Here is a 20,229-nt window from a genome sequence, read left to right on the forward strand (position 1 = left end):
ACTTGCGCGAGGCTTGCGCAGTCTGAATGTCCGCCCGGTTTCCGCTCCTGCCCCTGCCTCCGACCCGCCTAATGAGGCTGGACGTCGCGCTTTGTTGCCTTTTGCACAGGCGCATGCCCCAAAAGCAGGCAGGATTTTCGCGCAAGAGACCTATTCTTCCCCGCCGCCGCTTGACCAAACCTCCTGAATAAGCAATTTTTGGGCCAACTGATTGAGACCGGATGCATGGCTGAAAAACAGCCCGCCGGTTCGGACGGTGAAGGGGAGTTTCGCGTCCACATGGCACTTTCGGCCAGCCTTTTCCTGCGTCAGAGCCAGACGCTCGCCATGACGCCGCAGCTGATGCAGTCGATCCAGCTGCTGCAGATGACCCATTTCGAGCTGACGCATTTCATCGAGCAGGAGCTGGAGAAGAATCCGCTGCTCGAACTGGCCGGCTCCGATGTCGGGCGCGGCGGCGACAGGATGGCCGAGAGTGAGGCGGCGGAGGATTTCGCGCCGGAAGCCCCTGCTTTCGATCCGCTCGGCGACGTGTTCGACAGCACCCGCCAGGATCTGGGCCCCGGCATGGGCGACCAGCTCGACGCCGATTTCAGCAATGTCTTTCCCGATGACGGCGCGCCTGTCCGCGCCGATGCGCCGGAGCTTCTCGGCCAGTGGCGCTCCATGCCCGGCAGCGACGGTGACGGGGCGGAGGGCTATGATCTCGACGATTTCGTCGCCCAGCGCCGTTCCCTGCGCGACGTGCTGACCGAGCAGATGGCGCTCAGCCTGCGCGGCGAGCGCGAGCGGCTGATCGGCCTGCACCTGATCGATCATGTGGACGCCGCCGGGTATCTGCAGACCACGCCCGAGGCGCTGGCCGAGCGGCTGGGCTGCGGCCAAGGCGAGGTGGAAAAGGTCCTGGCCCGGCTGCAGACGCTCGATCCGCCAGGGGTCTTCGCCCGCTCGCTGGCCGAGTGCCTGAAGATCCAGCTGCGCGCACTCGACCGGCTGGACCCGGCCATGGAGGCGCTGGTCGATCATCTCGACCTGCTCGCTCGGCGCGATTTCGCCAGCCTGAAGCGGATCTGCGGCGTGGACGAGCAGGACATTCTCGACATGCTCGCGGAGATCCGCGCGCTCGACCCCAAGCCCGGCACCCGCTACGACACCTCCCCGACAGAGGCGATCGTGCCCGATATCGTCGTGCGGCCGGCGGCCGATGGCGGCTGGGCGGTGGAGCTCAATCCCGAGACGCTGCCGCGCGTGCTCGTCAACCATGTCTATTATGCCAAGGTGGCGCGCCACGCGCCGGGCGCCGGCGACGATCCGGCCTTCCTCTCGGAATGCCTGCAGAGCGCCAACTGGCTGACGCGCAGCCTGGACCAGCGCGCCAAGACCATCCTGAAGGTGGCGACCGAGATCACCCGCCAGCAATCGGCCTTTCTCACCCATGGGGTGGAGCATCTCAAGCCATTGAACCTCAAGGCGATCGCCGAGGCGATCAAGATGCATGAATCGACGGTGAGCCGCGTCACGTCGAACAAATATATGATGACGCCGCGCGGCGTGTTCGAGCTGAAATATTTCTTCACTGTCTCGATCGGCTCGGCCGAGGGGGGCGACGCGCATTCGGCCGAGTCGATCCGCCACCGGATCCGCCAGCTGATCCAGACCGAAAGCGCCGACAGCGTGCTCTCGGACGACGACATCGTCGATATCCTGAAAAAGGCCGGTGTGGATATTGCCCGGCGAACGGTCGCGAAATATCGCGAGGCCATGGATATCCCCTCCTCCGTCCAGCGCCGGCGGGAAAAGCGCGCGCTCGCCAAGATCTCCGCCTGAGCGCCTCCCCAATCCTGGCGAGAGCCTCGAAAAATGGAACGCAAGGTGGGTGATCGTCGAAAATCCGCAGGATAACAATAAGTTGAAACCGAAAGCGCCTGTCGCGCATGCCTTCAGCCGCGCGGATGAGACGCCTGTCTTCTGCATCCTTGGTTGCGGCAGCACGGTTGACTTCGCGTAAATGATCCATTAACCCGCGCCCCAACGAAAGCCCGGCGCCGGGTTTTCATGGTACAAGCTCGCGGCAGGACAGAAACGCGTTATCCCGCGTCCAGCCGATGGGGAATGGCTTCACCCGAAAGCGGCGTTGGAATAGACTGGTCACGCAAATCATGAAAGAGAGGAAACTCCATGAGTGTGCGTGTATCCGGTAAAAACATGGATGTCGGCGATGCGTTTCGGACGCGGATCGAGGATCATATCGCTCAGGCCGTCACCAAATATTTCGACGGAGGATATTCGAGCCAGGTCACCGTGGCGAAGTCCGGTGCGGGGTTCAGCGCGGACTGCAAGGTTCATCTCGATACGGGGGCGACCCTGCAGGCCAATGGCGAGGCCAATGACCCCCAAGCCGCTTTCGACGGCGCGGCGGAACGGATCGCCAAGCGCATGCGCCGCTACAAGCGGCGTTTGAAGGACCACCACAATGGCAATGGCCATGCGGCCTTCTCCGAGGTCTCCTACCGCATCATGGACTCCGTGCCCGACGAGGACGAGGAGATTGCGGAGGATTTCGCGCCCACGATCGTGGCCGAAAGCTCCAAGCAGGTGAAGACCATGTCCGTGGCCCATGCCGTGATGGCGCTGGATATGACGGACGATCCGCTCGTGATGTTCCGCAATGCCGGAAACGAGCAGATCAACATCGTCTACCGCCGCAACGACGGCAATATCGGCTGGATCGACGCGGCCGCGATCAAGAGCTGACGACAGACCCGCACGCTGCCTCGCCTCGAAGCTTCGCTTCCTGTGCGGCGCGTTCAAAGCGCGCGGCTGTCGCCGACATCATCCAAGGGGATGCCCGCCCGCCGGCGGGCAGCCTCTCTATCAGGCGAAAGCCCGTGCCGCTCCGGTCCCGCCAGAAGGACTGGGCGGCGCAGGCGCCAACGGGGACGACGAATGGCGTTAGCAGGACTGCTGGAACAGGATGCGATCATCCCGGCACTCAAGGTCAATTCGAAGAAGCAGCTGCTTCAGGAAATTTCCGCCAAGGCGGCCAGGCTGACCGGCCTGAACGAACGCGAGATTTTCGACGTCGTTCTCCAGCGCGAACGCCTGGGCTCGACCGGCGTCGGCAATGGCATCGCCATTCCCCACGGCAAGCTCGCCCCGCTTCCCGCCATCACCGGCCTGTTCGCCCGGCTGGAAACCCCCGTCGATTTCGAGGCGCTGGACGACCAGCCGGTCGATCTCGTCTTCCTGCTGCTCGCCCCCGAAGGCGCCGGCGCCGACCACCTCAAGGCGCTCTCGCGCATCGCCCGGGTGCTGCGCGACCCTGACATGGTCTCGCGCCTGCGCGGCACGGATTCCGCCAGCGCCATCTATGCTTTCTTGAGCGAGGCGCATACGTCGCACGCGGCTTGAGGCTCGCTGTTGATCGGCGTTCGGTCGGATGAGACCGACCAGCGGTCGTGACATGCATGGCTTTCGGCGCGACACAAACGGCGACAATGCGCCCCGCTCTCCAGCCGGGCGCATGAGGCGCAGTCAGCACGTGACGGGATTTTCAGAGCTCAGCTGAAGCGCTTCGCCCCGGCAACGCAAAGAACCACGATCAGCGTCGAGGCAATCATCGTCCAGGCGATTGGCTCACGCAGGAAGATCGCGGCGAGCAAAAGGCCGAAAAAGGGCTGGAGCAATTGCAATTGCCCAACGCCGGCAATTCCGCCAAGTGCAAGGCCGCGATACCAGAAGATGAAGCCAACGAGCATGCTGAAGATCGAGACATAAGCGAGACCGAGCCAGGCGGGCGCGGTCAAGACCGGCAGGCTTGCCGGCAGGCTGGCGAGCGCGATCACCGTCATGACCGGCAGCGATAGAAGCAGCGCCCAGGAAATCACCTGCCAGCCGCCCAGCCGGCGCGAGAGAGCCGCCCCTTCCGCATAGCCGAGGCCACAGAGCAGGATGGCAGCGATCATCAGAAGATCGCCCTCAAGCGCGCCGCCTTGCTCGCGTGACAGCGCGAAGCCCGCGACCGTGGCCGCGCCCAGAAGTGAGAACAGCCAGAACGCAGGCTTTGGCCGCTCGTCACCGCGCAAGACCCCGAAAATCGCCGTCGACAGCGGCAGAAGACCGATAAAGACAATGGAATGGGCAGCGGTGATCTGTTGCAGCGCCAGCGCCGTCAAAAGAGGAAAACCGACGACGACGCCGGCGGCGATCATCGCGAGCGATGAGAGATCGGACTTGGCCGGCCGCTTTTGCCTGAACAGGAAGAGAAAGATCGCGCCGAGAATGGCCGCGATGGCGGCGCGTGCCGAGGTGAGAAAAATCGGATTGAAATCCACCACAGCCACGCGCGTCGCCGGCAGCGAACCGCTGAAAATCATCACACCCAGGAGCCCACTGCCCCAGCCTGCCATCGATCGCTGCATGAAACCTCGCTTTCAAGACGAAGAACTACCAGCCGGGTCCTGGCACACACAGGCACAGTCCCATACAATCTCGAAAAACCGTATGGGTTAATTCACCCCTACAGTGGGAGGTATGCGCACTTGGTCACGCAGACGGAACGGGTGATGGCGGCAATCAGGGGCAAGCTTGCGAGCCGGGCGCTTGCCGCAGGCGACCGTCTGCACTCGGTGCGCCGCTTCGCCGAAATCATGGGCGTGTCGCCCTCGACCGTGGTGGAGGCCTATGGCCGACTGGAAGCAGCCGGCGTGATCCGCGCGCGGCGCGGCTCCGGCTTTTATGTGGCTGGACCAGAGACGCCGCCTATGGCGTTAAGCGAGGCTGCGCCGGCGCGCGAGCGTGCGGTTGATCCCTTCTGGGTATCCCGGCAGGCGCTGGACGCCGATGAGGATGCGCTGAAGCCCGGCTGCGGCTGGATGCCGACCGCGTCGATGCCGAATGCGGCGATCCGTAAGGCTTTGCGCAATGTGAGCCGCAGCGATGGCGCGGTGCTTTCGGACTATGGCAGCACCCGGGGATCGGCACGCCTGCGCCGGCTGCTGCTCGGTCGCTTTGCCGAGGAGGGGCTGATGCTTTCTCCAGATCAGCTCATGCTGACGGGCTCCGGCACCGACGCAATCGATCTCCTCTGCCGGCTTCTGTTGCGTCCCGGTGATACGGTTCTGATCGACGATCCTTGCTATTTCAATTTCCAGGCCCTTCTGCGCGCGCATCAGGTCACCATCGCCGGCATTGCCTATACCCCCACCGGGCCTGACATCGCCGCCTTCGAAGAAGCCGTCAGTCGCCTCCAGCCGCGTCTCTATATAACCAATTCCGCGCTTCACAATCCGACCGGCGCGACGATCTCGCCGCAAACGGCCCATCGTCTCCTGCGTGCGGCCGGCGCCGCAGGCTTGACCATCATCGAGGATGAAATCTTTGCCGAGTTCGAACCCGCCCCCTCCCCTCGTCTGGCTGTTCTCGATGGGCTGGAACAGGTCATCCGCATCGGCAGCTTCTCCAAAACCCTCTCCGCGTCGATCCGCTGCGGCTACATCGCGGCGAGACCTGAATGGATCGAAGCGCTGGTCGACCTTCAGGTCGCCACGCGCTTTGGCGGGCCAAGCCCTCTGGCAACCGAGATCCTGGCGGAGGTCATGGCCGGAGGCACCTATCGCAAGCATATAGAGGCATTGCGCAACCGCCTGACGCGCACACGCCGAGACGTCGCGGAGCAGCTCGCCTCGATCGGCGTTGTTCCCTGGATCACGCCGCGCGGCGGGTTCTATCTCTGGTGCCGTTTGCCGGAAGGCAAGGATTCGACCATAATCGCCAAACGCTGCATGACCGAAAAAATCATTCTGGCGCCGGGCAATGTCTTCAGCGCCACGCAGTCGGCCGCCGCCTTCATGCGCTTTAACGTCACGCAGATGGCCGAAGCACGCATCCTGCCCGCTTTGCGCCGGGCAATGGAATGAGCCGCTCGACTCCGCACAACCCATCCACGAAAAAGGCCGGGCAATGCCCGGCCTCTCACGCGTCATAATTCTCACCCGCAGGCTCAGCCCGCAGCCGGCGTCTCGGCTTCCGCTGCGGCCACCTTCGGGCCGCCCTTGGACACGCCGACCATGGCCGGGCGCAGCACGCGCTCGCCGATGGTGAAGCCGGCCTGGACCACCTGCACCACGGTGTTGTGCGGCACTTCGGGATTGGGCACCTCGAACATGGCCTGGTGGAAGTTCGGGTCGAACTTCTGGCCGACGGGTTCGAGCTTCTTCACGCCGTGGCGCTCCAGCGCCGAGAGCATCGAGCGCTCGGTCATGTCCACGCCTTCCACCAGCGTCGAGAAGCCGGGATCGCCCGAGGCCAGCGCCTCGGTCGGGATTGCTTCCAGTGCGCGGCGCAGATTGTCCGACACGGCCAGCATGTCGCGGGCGAAGGAGGCCACCGCATAGGTCTTGGCATCCTTCACGTCGCGCTCGGTGCGCCGGCGCAGATTGTCCATCTCGGCGGCGAGCCGCAGATAGCGGTCGCGCAGCTCAGCATTTTCGGCCTTGAGCGCCTCGGCCGGATCGGGAGAGGCCTCTGCGGCGGCCGGGGCTTCCTGAACGCCCGCTTCCGGCGCGGCGGTTTCGGCAGCGGTCTCGGCGTGGGTCTGCGCCAGATGCTCTTCCGCCCCGTCTGCTGGACGCTTGTTCGTTTCGTCGGTCATGGACGTCTCCGCATTGTCCGTCATTGTCGATTTTCGGCCCCGATATCGAACTTCGGCGGGCAAAAATCAAGGGTTGACGGGCGTTTCGCGCCGTCTCTCGCCTGTCTCGCGCGCAAGGCGAGCGGTCGAAAACGGGCAAGGACAGGCTAAGGCAGGAGACACGCCCTCCGTGCAGGATCGTGTTCGGGATGGGAAGCGCAGCTCAGCGCGCCAGCCGCGACATCAGCTGGGCGGTGTAATCCACCATCGGCACGATGCGGGAATAGTTGAGCCGGGTGGGGCCGATGACGCCGACGGCGCCGATGATGCGGTTTTCCTCGTCGCGATAGGGCGCGACGATCAGCGAGGAGCCGGAAAGCGAGAACAGCTTGTTTTCCGAGCCGATGAAGATGCGCACGCCCGGCCCGGTTTCGGCCAGGTTGAGGATTTCGATCAGGCTGTCCTTCTTTTCGAGATCGTCGAACAGAAGCCGCAGCCGGTCGAGATCCTCCGCGCCGGCCAAGCCCTCCAGCAGGTTGGCTCGGCCGCGCACGATCAGCCGGGTGGGATTGTCCCCCTCCCCGCCGCCGGACCATATCGCCAGCCCGCGCTCCACCAGATCCTGGGAGAGCGTGTCGAGCTCGCGCCGGATGGTTTCCTTGACCTTCTGCATCTGCCGCTTCAGCTCGCCCAGCGTCTGGCCGGCAAGATGGGCGTTGAGGAAATTGGCGGCCTCGGTCAGCTGCGCGCTAGTGACCCCGCTCGGCAGCTCGATGATGCGGTTTTCCACTTGGTCCTGCGCGCCGACCAGAACGGCCAGCGCCTTGTTGGGCGCCAGCCGCACGAATTCGACGTGCTTGAGCATGGTGTCGGACTTGGCGGTGATCACTAGCCCAGCGCCGCGCGACATGCCCGAGAGCATCTGGCTCGCCTGGGTCAAAAGGCCTTCCACCGTGCGGTCAGGCTCGGAGCGGCGCACCTGCCGGTCGATCGAGGCGCGGTCTTCCTGCGAAAGGTCGCTCACCTGCATGAAACTGTCGACGAAGAAGCGCAGGCCGCCCTGCGTCGGCAGCCGCCCGGCGCTGATATGCGGGGCATAGATCAGGCCGAGATCTTCCAGATCGCTCATCACATTGCGCACGGAGGCAGGCGAGAGCGACATCGGCAGCAGCCGGGACAGGCTGCGCGAGCCCACGGGCTCGCCGCTTTCCAGATAGCTCTCCACGATGCGGCGGAAGATCTCCGCCGAACGCTCGTCGAGCGCGGACAGTCTCTCTCGCATCGTCGCAGGGTCACGCAACATATCGAACCTGTGATCTCCAGATGCCGATCCGGCCCCGGACGGGCCCTGTGTTCAAACGTTCAATATAATGGCGCGGCGCACAAGTTCAAAGAATTTCCGCTGCCGCCGCGAGATCGCCGCCGTGCGACCGGGCGGCGCTTTCCTTTCCGGCGCAGGCGCACTAAAAGACGCGACCAGAAACAAACAAGGACAATGACGACGATGCGGCCCTCCGGCAGAAAAACCGACCAGATGCGCAAGGTGAGCTTCGAGCGCCGGATCTCCAAGCATGCGGAAGGCTCCTGCCTCGTCAAGTTCGGCGATACCCATGTTCTGTGCACCGCCAGCCTGGAAGACAAGACGCCGCCGTGGCTGCGCAACAGCGGCAAGGGCTGGGTGACCGCCGAATACGGCATGCTGCCGCGCGCCACCGGCGAGCGCATGAAGCGCGAGGCTGCCTCCGGCAAGCAGAGCGGCCGCACCCAGGAAATCCAGCGCCTCATCGGCCGCTCGCTGCGCGCCGTGGTCGACCTGCAGGCGCTGGGCGAGCGCCAGATCTCGATCGACTGCGACGTGCTGCAGGCCGATGGCGGCACCCGAACGGCGGCCATCACCGGCGCCTGGCTGGCGCTGCGCGACTGCCTGGCCTGGATGGAAAGCCGCAACATGATCAAGCTCGAGAAGGTGCTGAAGGACCATGTCGCCGCCATCTCCTGCGGCATCTTCGCCGGCCAGACCGTGATCGATCTCGATTATCTCGAGGACTCCACCGCCGAGACCGACGCCAATTTCGTCATGACCGGCTCGGGCGGGATCGTCGAGATCCAGGGCACGGCCGAAGGCGCGCCTTTCAGCGAAGAGCAGTTTTCCGCGCTGATGGGCCTGGCCAAGAGCGGCATCGGCGAGCTGGTGGCGCTGCAGAAGGCGGCGCTGGAGGGCTGAGCCCGGCAGGATCGAGCGAAGGAGAACGTGAGACCATGGCAGCGCTGGACGGCATTCTGGAAACCGCACTCTATGCCGAGGATCTCGATGCCGCGGCCGCGTTTTACGGCGGCCTGCTCGGGCTTGACGAGATCGCCCGCGTGGCGGGCCGGCATGTGTTCTTCCGCTGCGGCCCGTCCGTGCTGCTGATCTTCAATCCGGAGGCGACCATCAGGCCGCCCTCGCCCGAGGTGGCGCTGGCCGCGCCGCCCCATGGCGCCAAAGGCCCGGGCCATGCCTGTTTCCGCGCATCGCCGCCCGTGCTCGATGCCTGGCGGGCGCGGCTGATCGACAAGGGCGTGCCGATCGAGACGGAGATCACCTGGCCGAACGGCGCGCGTTCTCTCTATTTTCGTGATCCCGCGGGCAACAGCCTGGAGATCGCCGAACCGAAACTCTGGGACCTTGGCTGACAACGGCCAGGCTTTTCCCTCTTGATGAAGGTCTCATCCATGCGCAAGCTCGAAGACAAGGTGCTGATCGTCGCCAGCCACAATGCCGGCAAGATCGCCGAAATCCGCGACCTGATCGGCCCGCTCGGCTTCTCGGCCAAATCCGCCGCCGATCTCTCCTTCGCCGAGCCGGACGAGACCGGAACCACCTTCGAGGAGAACGCGACGATCAAGGCGCTGGCCTCGGCCAGGGCCTCCGGACTGCCGGCGCTGTCGGACGATTCCGGTCTGGTGGTGGATGCGCTGGGGGGCGACCCCGGCGTCTACACCGCCAACTGGGCCGAAACGCCTGAAGGCAAGCGCGATTTCGCCATGGCCATGGGCAAGGTCGAGGATGCCCTGCAAAAGGCCGGCGCCACCACGCCGGAGGCGCGCACCGCCCGCTTCGTCTCCGTGCTGTGCATGGCCTGGCCGGACGGGCATGTGGAGCTGTTTCGCGGCGAGGTCGAGGGCGAGATCGTCTGGCCGCCGCGCGGCACCGCCGGCTTCGGCTATGATCCCCTGTTCCAGCCGGCCGGCCACACGCGCACCTTCGGCGAGATGACGGCGGAGGAAAAGCACGGCTGGAAGCCCGGCGATGCGGACGCCCTGTCGCACCGCGCCCGCGCCTTCAAGCTCTTCGCAGAGACCTGCCTCGGTGCTTGAGGCGCGCGACGCCATGGCCGGGACCGCGCGGATCATTCCCCTGACGGAGGCGACGGAGCCGGGCTTCGGCGTCTATGTCCATTGGCCCTTCTGCGCGGCCAAATGTCCCTATTGCGATTTCAACAGCCATGTCCGCCACCAGCAGGTGGACCAGGACCGTTTCGTCGCGGCCTTCAAGGCGGAAATGGCGACGACGCGGGGCATGTCCGGCCCGCGCACGGTCACCAGCATCTTCCTCGGCGGCGGCACGCCCTCGCTGATGGACCCGGCGACCGTCGACGCCATTCTCCAGGAAATCGCTTGGCTCTGGCATGTGCCCGACGGGATCGAGATCACCATGGAGGCCAATCCGTCGAGCGTGGAGGCCACGCGCTTTCGCGGCTATCGCGCGGCGGGCGTCAACCGCGTCTCGCTCGGCGTACAAGCGCTCAATGACCGGGACCTGAAATGGCTCGGCCGGCTGCACGATGTCGATGATGCGCTGAAGGCGATCGGGCTGGCGCGGGAGATCTTCCCGCGCATGTCCTTCGACCTGATCTATGCCCGGCCCGGCCAGACCGCGGACGCCTGGGCGGCCGAGTTGCGCCGCGCCGTGGATCTGGCGGTCGATCACCTCTCGCTCTACCAGCTGACGATCGAGGAGGGCACGCCCTTCTTCGGCCTGCACAAGGCGGGCAAGATCGTGGTGCCCGATGGCGAGGCCTCGGCGGCGCTCTACGAGGCGACGCAGGCGATCACGGCCGAGATCGGCATGCCGGCCTATGAAGTGTCGAACCATGCCATTCCGGGCGCGGAAAGCCGGCACAACCTGACCTATTGGCGCTATGGCGACTATGCCGGCATCGGCCCCGGCGCCCATGGCCGGCTGAGCGTTGGCCCTGACAAGATCGCCACGGCGACCGAGCGCCATCCCGAAACCTGGCTCGCCCGGGTGGAAGAGGAAGGCCGCGGCTTTGTCGACTGCACCATGCTGGAGCGCGAGGAACAGGCCGACGAACTGCTGCTGATGGGCCTGCGCCTGCGCGAGGGCGTGGATCTCGCCCGCTGGCAGGCCTTGTCCGGCCGCGAACTGGACCCAGAGCGCGAGGATTTCCTGATCCAGCAGGGCTTCATCGAGCGGCTGGGCAATTCGCGCCTGCGCTGCACGCCCTCCGGCATGCTGATCCTCGATGCGGTGGTGGCCGACCTCGCCTGCTAGAGCATCGGACCGAAAAGTGGGAACCGGTTTTCGGAAAAATCCGATGCAAAAACAAAATCCTAGAGCGTCAGACTGCGTCTGATTTTCAGTCTGACGCTCTAGGGTATCAGACTGAAAGTCGGACGCCACCACGCCGATGACATCCCGATCCTGCTTGATCGGACGATCGGTAACCTTCAGGCCATCGCCCGGAATGCCGGGCGGGCGGCGACGAAGGTGGTCATCACGCGCGGGGTGTCGGCCTCGGGCCATTCCAGGAGCAGGAGATCGGCGCGCTGCCCCACGGCGATGCTGCCGCGATCGGCAAGGCCGCAGGCACGGGCCGGATTGCGCGCCACCAGCGACCAGAGGTCATGAAGTGGCGCGACCTTATCTGCCTCGAGCCGGGCGAGCGCCAGAAGCAGCGCCGGATAGTAGTAATCCGAAGCGAGGATGTCGCACAGGCCCCGGCGGATCATCTCGGCGGCATCGGGCGAGGCGCCGAGATGGCTGCCGCCGCGCGCGGCATTCGGCGCGCCGAACAGGATCATGTCGCCGGCCTCGCGCGCGGCGATCGCCACCGTCTCGCTCATCGGAAATTCGCTGATGCGGGCACCGAGACCACGATAATAGTCGCGCGTCTCGATCTGGCTGTCGTCATGCGAGAGCATGGCCACGCCGGCCGTGCGGCCGAGAAGCGCCACCCGCTCGATCACCTCGGGCACCTGCGGCCGCCGCGCCCAGACGGCATGCAGCATTTCCTCCGCCTCCGTCGCCGTCACCTTCATCCGCCGGGCCCGTTCCTCCATCCGCGTTTTGAATTTCGGGTGATCGGGCGAGATCACGGGAAAGTCGGGCGAGAATTCAAATGGCCGCTGCTGCACCGGCACCTCGGCCGCCAGCATGGACATGGAGGTGTGATCGTTGAAGGCGATGGACGGCTGGAGCGGGCCTTCCAGCGCCGCCTCGATCAGCCCGACCGCCTCAAAGCAGAAGCTCTCCCAGCGCAGCTGCAGCCGGTTTTCCACCAAAAGCCGCGGCGCCAGCCGGTTCACTGCCTCCAGCACCGACCACCCCATCTCCACCGAGCGCAAGCCCGGCTCCCAGCTGAGCGTCAGCGCGTGATAGGCGGTGGCCACGCCGTTGGCGGCAAGTTGGCGGTCCGTTTCCAGGAACGCTGCCGGCAAGGGCAACATCACGCCGGGGCGCGGCATGACCTGACGCTCGAAGGCATCGCCATGCATGTCGACAAAGGCGGGCGCGAGCAGGAGGCCGGATGCGTCCAGATGATCGCCATCCCCTGCCGGCCCGTCGATCTCGGCGATCACGCCGCCTTCGATGCGCAGCCGTGCCGGCGCCAACCGGTCCTCGAACAGGACGGTCGCGCCGTCGATCACGAGCGAACCGGACGGGGACGCGAAGCCAGCCATGATGTTTCTCCTCGACGGATCAGGGATTTTGAAAAGGTGCGGGCCGCAAAAAGCCCGACCATCCGGGTGCTCGAACCGGTCGCCTGAGGGCGGCGGTTCAGAGCCGTGCCTACACCCTTTGCCTGACCGCCATGCGACAAAGCCTGTGCGCAGGCGCGCCAGAGCATGAGCCCTGCCGCTTGACCGGGCTCATGCGAAACATGCGTCATCCGGCGTGGATCAGACCCACTCGCCCTTGCGCATCACCGGCTTGGCGCTGCCATCGGCGGCAATGCCGTCGATATCGACCTTGTCGGAGCCGATCATCCAGTCGATGTGGATCAGGCTGGAATTGCCGCCACGCGCCGTGATCTCGTCCTGCGACAGCGATGCGCCGTTGAGGAAGCATTTAGAGTAGCACTGGCCGAGCGCGATGTGGCAGGAAGCGTTTTCATCGAACAGCGTGTTGTAGAACAGGATGCCGCTGGCCGAGATCGGCGAGGAATGCGGCACCAGCGCCACCTCGCCCAGGCGGCGCGCGCCCTCGTCGGTGTCCAGCACCTTGTTCAGCACTTCCTCGCCCTTCGCCGCATGGGCCTCGACGATCCGGCCGCCTTCGAAGCGCACGCGAATGTCGTCGATCAGCGTGCCCTGATGCGACAGCGGCTTGGTGGAGGCGACATGGCCCTCGACCTTCAGCGCATGCGGCGTGGTGAAGACCTCTTCGGTGGGGATGTTCGGATTGCAGGTGATGCCGTTCTTGGCGGTGGAAGCGCCGCCATGCCATTCGTGCTCGTCTGCGAGCCCGACGGTCAGATCCGTGCCCGGACCGACAAAGTGCAGGGCTGAGAAGCGCTCGCCATTGAGCCAGGCGGACCGCTTGGCCAGCTCGTCATTGTGGCGCGACCAGGCCGCGATCGGATCCGGCTGATCGACGCGCGAGGCGGCGAAGATCGCCTCGGCCAGCTTCGAGACGGCCACCGCCTCCGGCTCGTTCGGGAAGACCTGCCGCGCCCAGGACGGATTGGGGAAGGAGACGATGTTCCAGTTGATGTCGAAGTTGGAGATCTTCTCGAGCGCCGGCTTATAGGCGATCGAGGTGGCGCGGTTTGCGCGCGCGACCTTGGCCGGATCCTCGTTCGCCAGCATCATCGGATTGTCGCCCGAGATCGCCAGGCGCGCGGCATTGCCGGCATAGGCCTTGGCCATCCCCTCATAGAGCCAGCCGGCCGCCCGGTCGAAGCTTTCATCGGGGGCGTGGCGGTAGCGCGCGAGCGTCGCCTCCTCATCGGCGTAGAAGGTCGTCACCAGGCCGGCGCCGGCCTCATAGGCCTTCTGCGTGATCAGCCGCACCAGCGCCACGGCATTCAGCGGCGCGGTGATTACCAGATCCTGCCCGCGCTCCAGCCGAAGCCCGACCTTCACGGTGACCTCGGCGAGTTTCTCGAGCTTGGCGGCGTCGATGGCGGCAAGGGGGGCAAACGCGTTCATGGAAGCAGTCTCCGGGACAGGGGCGTCGGGATAGTGTTGCGATGAGAGTTAGGCGTCTTCGCGGAGAAAATGAAGAGGGCGCGTCGAAAGGCCCTGTCACGGCACCGTCTCGGTGCCGTCCTCATGGTCAGCACAGGCGTCGCCGAGGCCATGCCGCGGGGCAACATGCGCCTTCAATTCGCCGGAATGTTGCCCTAGCCCTGTCCTCTCGCCCATACCTCTGATATGAATGCTGGCTGGCGGCTTTCGTCGCTCTTCCCGCATGGGCTGCAAGGAGATCGGATGAGCACGTCTGCGAAGCTGGACACCGGCAAGAACAAGCAGGGGGAAGGGTCCCTTGTGCTCAGGCTCGACGAGGTTCGGCCCAACCGCATTCCGGCCAAGCGCCAGACCGCGCCCGAGCTTCCCTCTGCCCGCCCTCGCAAGACGGTCGTCACCTACAAGACCGAGAAGATAACCGGCTTCGTCAAGGCTGCCAGCGGCGGCATTTCCGGCACGGCGATTTCCTTCTTCCTGATGGTCGTCCTGCCGACCGTGATCGGCGCAATGTATTTCGCCTTCGTGGCCTCGCCGCAATATGTCTCGGAATTCCGCTTTTCCGTCCGTCCCTCTTCCACGAACGGCTCCATGGCGGCTGAGGCGGCGCTGATCATGTCCAACAGCTACATCGTCTCCGACTATGCGATTTCACGCGACGCTGTCGAAGCCTTGGACAAGATGGTCGGGCTAAGGCAGATCTATTCCAATGAAAATATCGACGCGCTCTCGCGCATGTCACCAGACGCCTCGATCGAGAAGATGGTCACATACTGGAAGCGCCGCGTTTCCACGAGCTACGATCTGACGACCGGCATCAACATCATCGAGGTCTCGGCCTTCCGTCCGGAAGATGCTCAGCGCATCGCCGCCGGACTGAAGACGCTGAGCGAGAAGCTGATCAACGAAATCTCGGAAAAGGCACGGCAGACGCAGATGTCCGTGTCGAAGACCGAGCTCGACCGTGCCGCCGAGCGGCTGCGCGATTTGCGCCGCGAGCAGACGGCGTTGCGCATTGACCAGGGCACGATCGACGCGCGTAAGGAGGCCGACGCCAAGCTGCAGATCACCTCCAAGCTGCGCTCGGAGCAGGCTGCGCTGAAATCGGAATATGCCTCGCTGTCGAGCTATATGGACTCGAAGTCCCCGAAGCTCAGCGTGTTGCGCAGCCAGATCAAGGCGAATGACGATCAGCTCAAGCAGATGCAGTCGCAGATCACCACCTCGGACGACAAGAACGGCGCGCTCGACGGCGCCAGCCTGGTAACGCGCTATGACGAGCTCGAAACCGACATCGACATCGCCACGAAATATTACCAGTCGATGCTGACGAATTTCGAGAATGCCCGCATGCAGGCGAGCAATTCGCAGATCTATCTCGCCACCTATGTCCAGCCGGGCCTGCCGCAGATCGCGTCCTATCCACGCGTGGTGTTCGACACGATCCTGGTTCTCCTGTCAGCCATCGGCATCTGGGTCGTTCTGACGCTGATCTATTATAGCATTCGCGACCACGCCTGACGGTCGGCGACGGGACAGGGAGACAGGGCTCCTCCATGACGCAAAATGCCGTTCTGCTTGGCACCTCGCGCCAGCTGCGCATTATCAGCGCGCTAACCATCCGCGAGGTCCGGCTGCGCAACAGCAAGCACGCCTTTACCCAGCTTTTCGACCTGGGTGAAGCGCTCGTTTTCATTATGGTGCACTGGGTTATCTTCACCGTGATGCACCGTCAGTTGCTGATCGGCGACAGCTTGCTGATTTTCATTTCAACCGGCATCATGCCGGTGCTGCTGTTCCGAACGATATCCATTCGCGCCGCCTCAGCCGTCGAAGCGTCGAAGGGCGTGACCTCCATTCCGCTTGTCGGCGCACTGGATTACTCCATAGCTCGATCCTTTGTTGAATTTCTATCGTTTACGTTGACCTTCTGCTTGTTTTTTACACTAGCATATGCCTTTGGCATGTCACGCTTTGCCTTGCCATTTGACTATCAGCCAATTATCGAGTTTGCTATCTTGATTAGCCTATTCTCATTCGGCATGGGGTTAATCAATTCTTTTATTACTTATCTATTCCCTCTTTGGAAATTTCTATGGGGAGGATTTTCGCGCGTGCAAATTTTCTTCAGCGCGGTATTTTATATTCCCGAATACATGCCTCCTGAGCTTAAATATTACGTATCATTCAACCCCATCATGCATTTTGTGTCGTTGTTTCGCACTGGCTTTTATCCGACCTATCCAACACATCTAATTTCGATGACTTACATGATTTCATGTACTGTGGCAGTACTTGTGCTTGGCTTGGCACTTGAGCGTTCACTGCGCAATCATCGTCATCAATAGCGCAAGTCTTAAGCTGATAGACAATGGCCGTTATTGCTATCTGCAGATATATAGAGACCAATACGACTTGATGCGCGTTGTCGTTACCACAGGACGAGCGATAGGAAGGATATCGCTGACTTGCCCGGGAATAATTCGCGCACATGACGATCGGTAAGCTTGCAGATGCTTGTGGTAACCCACTTTGCAAATGCCTCAGTGCGAGACCCGCGTTTCTTCCTCTCATGTCGTTGCATTCTGATGGCCGCTAAGAACATCGCGCCGTGCTTTAGAGCAGCGGACTTAAAATCATACGCAGTCTGACGCTCTAGATTTATGTTTTTGCATCGAATTTTCCGAAAGACGGTTCCCACCTTTCGGTCCGACGCTTTAGCGTCGGTTCTCCTCCATAACGGGCGAAAGACATCCACTTCGCCAAGCGCACATCTGAAATGGCGGCTCCAATGATCGCCAAGGGCTTTAGTGGCTCTCTGCCTACAGATGCAAATAAAGCAAAACGCCGGGCTTTCGCCCGGCGCATTTCGATGATCTTCAATCGGAAGCGTTGTCCTAAAGCTATTTGGTCGCGAGATTGTTGACCACGCTGCCGATCGCGGCAGCCTGGGCAACAGGGGCTGCCGTGGTGCTGACCAGCGTCGAGAACTTGCGGATCTCGGCGAGCGAGGAGTTGGCGATGTAGATCAGGTCGCGGTTCTGGACGCGGAAGCTCTTCAACAGGAAGAAGCCGTTGGGGTCCTTGAGGTCGATTTGATAGATGACGTTCACGAAGGGGCCGGCACCGGCATAGGTGCGGCCGGGGGCGATGCGCGCCACCGCCGAGGCCTGCTCTGTGCGGTAGATGAACACGCCCTTGGCGTCGGCACGCTCGTCCGAGAGACCGCCGACCTTGGCCAGAGCCTGGTTCAGATAGAGCTCGGGCTCGTCGAACTGGACCGAGGAATTGGCCATGGCGGCGCCAAAGACGGTGAAGCTGCGCGGCTGGCGAATAAGCGCGACAATATCGTTCGGCTGGACGAAAATATTCTCGCGCGGATCGGAAATCAGCTTTTCCAGCGCAATGGTCTGCGAGCGCGAGCCGCGCGTGACCTGCACCGCCAGCGCCTGCGATTCCGAGCGGGGGCCACCCGCCAGCGCGATGACGTCCAGGAGGCGCGAGGCGCGAGGCGACAGCGAGACGAGGCCGCTCTGCGCCACCTCGCCCGTGACTGTGACGGTGTTGGCCACGTTCTTCGAGACATGGACGAGGACCTGCGGCTCGACCGCCATCCGCGTCAGCGCCTTTTCGATGTCGAGCTTGACCTGCTGCGGCGTGCGGCCAGCGGCGCGCACCTGACCGGCATAGGGAACGGAAATCATGCCATCCGTGCCCACGGGCTGCTCGGGGATCTGCGTGCCGCCCGACTTGCCGCCGGTTCCGTTCGAGAACAGGCCGTTATCGGACGCTTCCCAGATGGACACCATGACGATGTCGCCGATGCCGATCAGCGAGGCGCTCTGCTGCCGGCCGCTGCCGAAGGTGGCGGACAGCTTCTCCGGGTCCGCCGTCGACATCAGGCTGAGCGTCGTGGCCGTGACGGGAATGAGGACATAGGGCGCCGTGCGCTCACTGCTGGCGCTCGAAATCGCGGATGCGCTGGGTCCGGAACTTGGAAGCCCTGTGCAGGACGACAAAGCGAGAGACAGCGAGATCGCCAGAGGACCGACGGTTTTCTTCGTAATTTTCATAGACTTACCAGTTTACCGAAGCCCTTGTCGCTCGCCGAGAACCAGCGCAGGCGCACTTTGCATAGCCCAAAGCCCTGCACTCTTCAACGGCAACCAGCAGCACACAGTCTTCCAGCCCCGCAAAGGCCGCGAACTGTCACCCACTTGCCTCAAGACAGCACAGCGCTTCATGCCAAGACCTTGGCGAGGGCAGGTTAACAAGAGCTTTCGATGACAAGCCGCTCAAAGGCGGGATGACGAGATCATTCTCTAATAACCATTTGATTAGACATGATTTAGTCGATCTTAACCATGAAACTGAAGAGCCGGTGGCCGCTGTGGATTTTCCCGCACCTCCCCGATCCGCCGCGTGGGCGGAATGGACCCAGCGAGGCTGGACGGCGGGGCGCCACGGAGAAATTCCGCCGGGACCGCGCCCCACATCCTGTTCCGGTTTTCCTCCGGCTACGCTAAGACGAAGCTTGGCAGCCGAAGCAGGGCACGATGCGGGACATTCTGGAAACAAGCGCGATTGCGGCCGGGCTGGAGATCATGGCGATCTACCGGCGCGGCGCGGAAGTAACGATCAAGGCGGATCGATCACCCGTGACCGATGCCGATGAGCAGGCCGAGGCGCTGATCCTCGCCGATCTCGCGCGGCATTTTCCGCAGATCCCCGTCGTGGCCGAGGAACAGGCGGCCCAAGGCCATGTCAGCCGGATCGAAGGCGAATTCTTCCTGGTCGATCCACTCGACGGGACGAAGGAATTCGTCGGGAAGCGCGACGGCTTCACGGTGAACATCGCCCTCATTCGCGACGGCGTTCCGGTGGCGGGCGTCGTTTATGCGCCGGCGCTGAACGTCGGCTACAGCGCCGTGGAGGGCGTCGCCGAAAAGTTTGTGACGGATGAGGCCGGCAACCGCTCGCAGCGACGCAGGATCGGCGTGCGGGCCTGCCCCGAGCAGGCGGTGGTGCTCGCCAGCATATCCCATTGCACGCCCGAAACAGAGGCCTTCATCGATCGCTGCGGCTTTTACGAGCGCCGGTCGATCGGCTCTTCGCTGAAATTCTGTCTGCTCGCCGAGGGGCTGGCCGATGCTTATCCCCGCTTCGGGCGGACGATGGAATGGGACACGGCCGCCGGAGATGCCATCCTCCGAGCCGCGGGCGGCAGCGTGCACGCGCTGGACGGCAGCCTTCTGCTCTATGGCAAGCAGCACCAGGCAACGGATGCCGACTTCGCCAACCCCTCCTTCATCGCGTGCGGCACGCATCGGGCGATCTATTTTCCCGATCAGCCAGCCGTATGAGGGGGTGCGCATTCCTCTTGCGAGGATCGAAGCAGAGCCGGCCGATCAGGCGCCCTGTTGACGCTTGACGTTTTCGATCAGGGTCATCACCAGCGCGAGGAGAAGGGTCAGCGGCCCGTCGCTGGCCGAGTGCGAGCCGGGATTGTGCTGGGCATACATGCCCACCTTTGAGACCGGCTTCTCCTCCACCCGCATGCCGCTCTTGCCGAGCGTCCACCAGCCCTCCTGCATAATGCGCTCGACGATGAAGGACGCGACATCGAGGGAACGGGAGGGGGAGCCTGGCGGAGGAATGTCGTCCGCGCCGGGCGTGCGTGTGTGCACCACGCTATAATAGAGGCGGCGGATGCCGTCATCCAGTTCGTCGTCGCCGACTGTCACGGCATTGATCTTGCTGCGCAGCCTGCGCAGATCCGTGAGCGTGATCGGCCCGCCTTCGGCAGCCTGCTCCACCTCGCGGGAAAAGCGCTCGATATCCTCCTGCGAGCGGTTCATCAGCCCGGCGAGCGCAGAGCCTTCGGCGGCCTGCCGGTTGCGGATGACCTTGGCGGCACCGCGAATACCTTCCTTGAAGCCCTCGCGCCGGCTGTCGGCCAGTTGCGCCCGCAGGGCGCGGACCTCATTGGCCAGCGCAACGAGAAGGGCGGAGGCCGGCGCCTCAGGCTGGGCGGCGGCAAGGTCGCGGGCCTGCGTCAGCAGGTCGTCCGAGGAAGCCAGCGGCGCGGATGCATCTGTCATGGCTGGACTGTTCTTTCCTTGAAG

General features: G+C 63.7%; 18 protein-coding genes. 11 read left to right on the top strand and 7 right to left on the bottom strand.

Annotated features, from left to right (window positions below; translation table 11 throughout):
* The first annotated feature begins 279 nt into the window (after nt 1-279).
* The 3 genes from rpoN to ptsN all read left to right on the top strand — a co-directional run bounded on the left by rpoN (nt 280) and on the right by ptsN (nt 3,411).
* A complete protein-coding gene (rpoN, locus tag BJF92_RS20670; protein ID WP_075636624.1) occupies nt 280-1,827 on the top strand; it encodes an RNA polymerase factor sigma-54 in 1,548 nt (515 codons plus the stop codon).
* A 351-nt stretch (nt 1,828-2,178) separates the two neighbouring features.
* Nucleotides 2,179-2,754, top strand: coding sequence for a ribosome hibernation-promoting factor, HPF/YfiA family (gene hpf / locus BJF92_RS20675; RefSeq protein ID WP_075636625.1), 576 nt, complete (start codon nt 2,179-2,181; stop codon nt 2,752-2,754).
* 192 nt (nt 2,755-2,946) lie between these two features.
* Nucleotides 2,947-3,411 carry a PTS IIA-like nitrogen regulatory protein PtsN gene (gene ptsN, locus BJF92_RS20680; protein ID WP_075636626.1) on the top strand — a complete coding sequence of 155 codons (465 nt, stop codon included), beginning with the start codon at nt 2,947-2,949 and terminating at the stop codon, nt 3,409-3,411.
* A 149-nt stretch (nt 3,412-3,560) separates the two neighbouring features.
* Here ptsN and BJF92_RS20685 read toward each other — a convergent pair whose 3' ends face one another.
* Nucleotides 3,561-4,421, bottom strand: a complete 861-nt coding sequence (locus tag BJF92_RS20685) for a DMT family transporter (protein ID WP_075636627.1) — start codon at nt 4,419-4,421, stop codon at nt 3,561-3,563.
* Nucleotides 4,422-4,565: 144 nt separating this feature from the next.
* On the opposite strand from BJF92_RS20685, the gene BJF92_RS20690 reads away from it, so the two are divergent.
* A complete protein-coding gene (locus BJF92_RS20690; RefSeq protein WP_075636628.1) occupies nt 4,566-5,918 on the top strand; it encodes an aminotransferase-like domain-containing protein in 1,353 nt (450 codons plus the stop codon).
* An 83-nt stretch (nt 5,919-6,001) separates the two neighbouring features.
* Here the strand turns inward: BJF92_RS20690 and grpE are convergent, their stop codons facing one another.
* On the bottom strand, nt 6,002-6,652 hold the full coding sequence (grpE, locus tag BJF92_RS20695) for a nucleotide exchange factor GrpE (RefSeq protein ID WP_075636712.1): 651 nt from the start codon (nt 6,650-6,652) through the stop codon (nt 6,002-6,004).
* Between the two features lie 202 nt (nt 6,653-6,854).
* Complete coding sequence (gene hrcA / locus BJF92_RS20700; RefSeq protein WP_425356481.1) at nt 6,855-7,913, bottom strand: heat-inducible transcriptional repressor HrcA; 1,059 nt, start codon at nt 7,911-7,913, stop codon at nt 6,855-6,857.
* 222 nt (nt 7,914-8,135) lie between these two features.
* On the opposite strand from hrcA, the gene rph reads away from it, so the two are divergent.
* The 4 genes from rph to hemW are packed head-to-tail and all read left to right on the top strand — an operon-like array spanning nt 8,136 to nt 11,189.
* Nucleotides 8,136-8,855 carry a ribonuclease PH gene (gene rph, locus BJF92_RS20705; RefSeq protein ID WP_075636713.1) on the top strand — a complete coding sequence of 240 codons (720 nt, stop codon included), beginning with the start codon at nt 8,136-8,138 and terminating at the stop codon, nt 8,853-8,855.
* Nucleotides 8,856-8,890: 35 nt separating this feature from the next.
* On the top strand, nt 8,891-9,307 hold the full coding sequence (locus BJF92_RS20710) for a VOC family protein (protein WP_075636630.1): 417 nt from the start codon (nt 8,891-8,893) through the stop codon (nt 9,305-9,307).
* 39 nt (nt 9,308-9,346) lie between these two features.
* Complete coding sequence (rdgB, locus tag BJF92_RS20715) at nt 9,347-9,991, top strand: RdgB/HAM1 family non-canonical purine NTP pyrophosphatase (protein ID WP_075636631.1); 645 nt, start codon at nt 9,347-9,349, stop codon at nt 9,989-9,991.
* 13 nt (nt 9,992-10,004) lie between these two features.
* Entirely contained in the window at nt 10,005-11,189 is a 1,185-nt protein-coding gene (gene hemW, locus BJF92_RS20720; protein WP_075636714.1) for a radical SAM family heme chaperone HemW, read from the top strand.
* Between the two features lie 176 nt (nt 11,190-11,365).
* Here hemW and BJF92_RS20725 read toward each other — a convergent pair whose 3' ends face one another.
* On the bottom strand, nt 11,366-12,598 hold the full coding sequence (locus tag BJF92_RS20725) for an alpha-D-ribose 1-methylphosphonate 5-triphosphate diphosphatase (protein ID WP_075636632.1): 1,233 nt from the start codon (nt 12,596-12,598) through the stop codon (nt 11,366-11,368).
* A gap of 219 nt (nt 12,599-12,817) precedes the next feature.
* Nucleotides 12,818-14,068: an aminopeptidase gene (locus tag BJF92_RS20730; protein WP_075636633.1), complete on the bottom strand. Its 1,251-nt coding sequence runs from the start codon at nt 14,066-14,068 to the stop codon at nt 12,818-12,820.
* A 282-nt stretch (nt 14,069-14,350) separates the two neighbouring features.
* Here BJF92_RS20730 and BJF92_RS20735 point away from each other — a divergent pair, with 282 nt between their 5' ends.
* Nucleotides 14,351-15,625: a KpsE/RkpR family capsule polysaccharide export protein gene (locus BJF92_RS20735; RefSeq protein ID WP_075636634.1), complete on the top strand. Its 1,275-nt coding sequence runs from the start codon at nt 14,351-14,353 to the stop codon at nt 15,623-15,625.
* Between the two features lie 35 nt (nt 15,626-15,660).
* Nucleotides 15,661-16,452, top strand: coding sequence for an ABC transporter permease (locus BJF92_RS20740; RefSeq protein WP_245294842.1), 792 nt, complete (start codon nt 15,661-15,663; stop codon nt 16,450-16,452).
* Nucleotides 16,453-17,007: 555 nt separating this feature from the next.
* On the opposite strand, the gene BJF92_RS20745 is transcribed toward BJF92_RS20740, so the two are convergent.
* Nucleotides 17,008-18,003 (bottom strand): polysaccharide biosynthesis/export family protein, encoded by a 996-nt coding sequence (locus BJF92_RS20745; protein ID WP_210187605.1) that lies wholly within the window; start codon nt 18,001-18,003, stop codon nt 17,008-17,010.
* Nucleotides 18,004-18,660: 657 nt separating this feature from the next.
* Between BJF92_RS20745 and cysQ the strand changes: the two genes are divergently transcribed.
* Nucleotides 18,661-19,467 (top strand): 3'(2'),5'-bisphosphate nucleotidase CysQ, encoded by an 807-nt coding sequence (gene cysQ, locus BJF92_RS20750; protein WP_075636636.1) that lies wholly within the window; start codon nt 18,661-18,663, stop codon nt 19,465-19,467.
* A gap of 45 nt (nt 19,468-19,512) precedes the next feature.
* On the opposite strand, the gene BJF92_RS20755 is transcribed toward cysQ, so the two are convergent.
* Nucleotides 19,513-20,205: a hypothetical protein gene (locus tag BJF92_RS20755; protein ID WP_075636637.1), complete on the bottom strand. Its 693-nt coding sequence runs from the start codon at nt 20,203-20,205 to the stop codon at nt 19,513-19,515.
* Between the last annotated feature and the right edge of the window lie 24 nt (nt 20,206-20,229).

The sequence above is a fragment of the Xaviernesmea rhizosphaerae genome, assembly GCF_001938945.1.
GTDB classification, from domain to species: domain Bacteria; phylum Pseudomonadota; class Alphaproteobacteria; order Rhizobiales; family Rhizobiaceae; genus Xaviernesmea; species Xaviernesmea rhizosphaerae.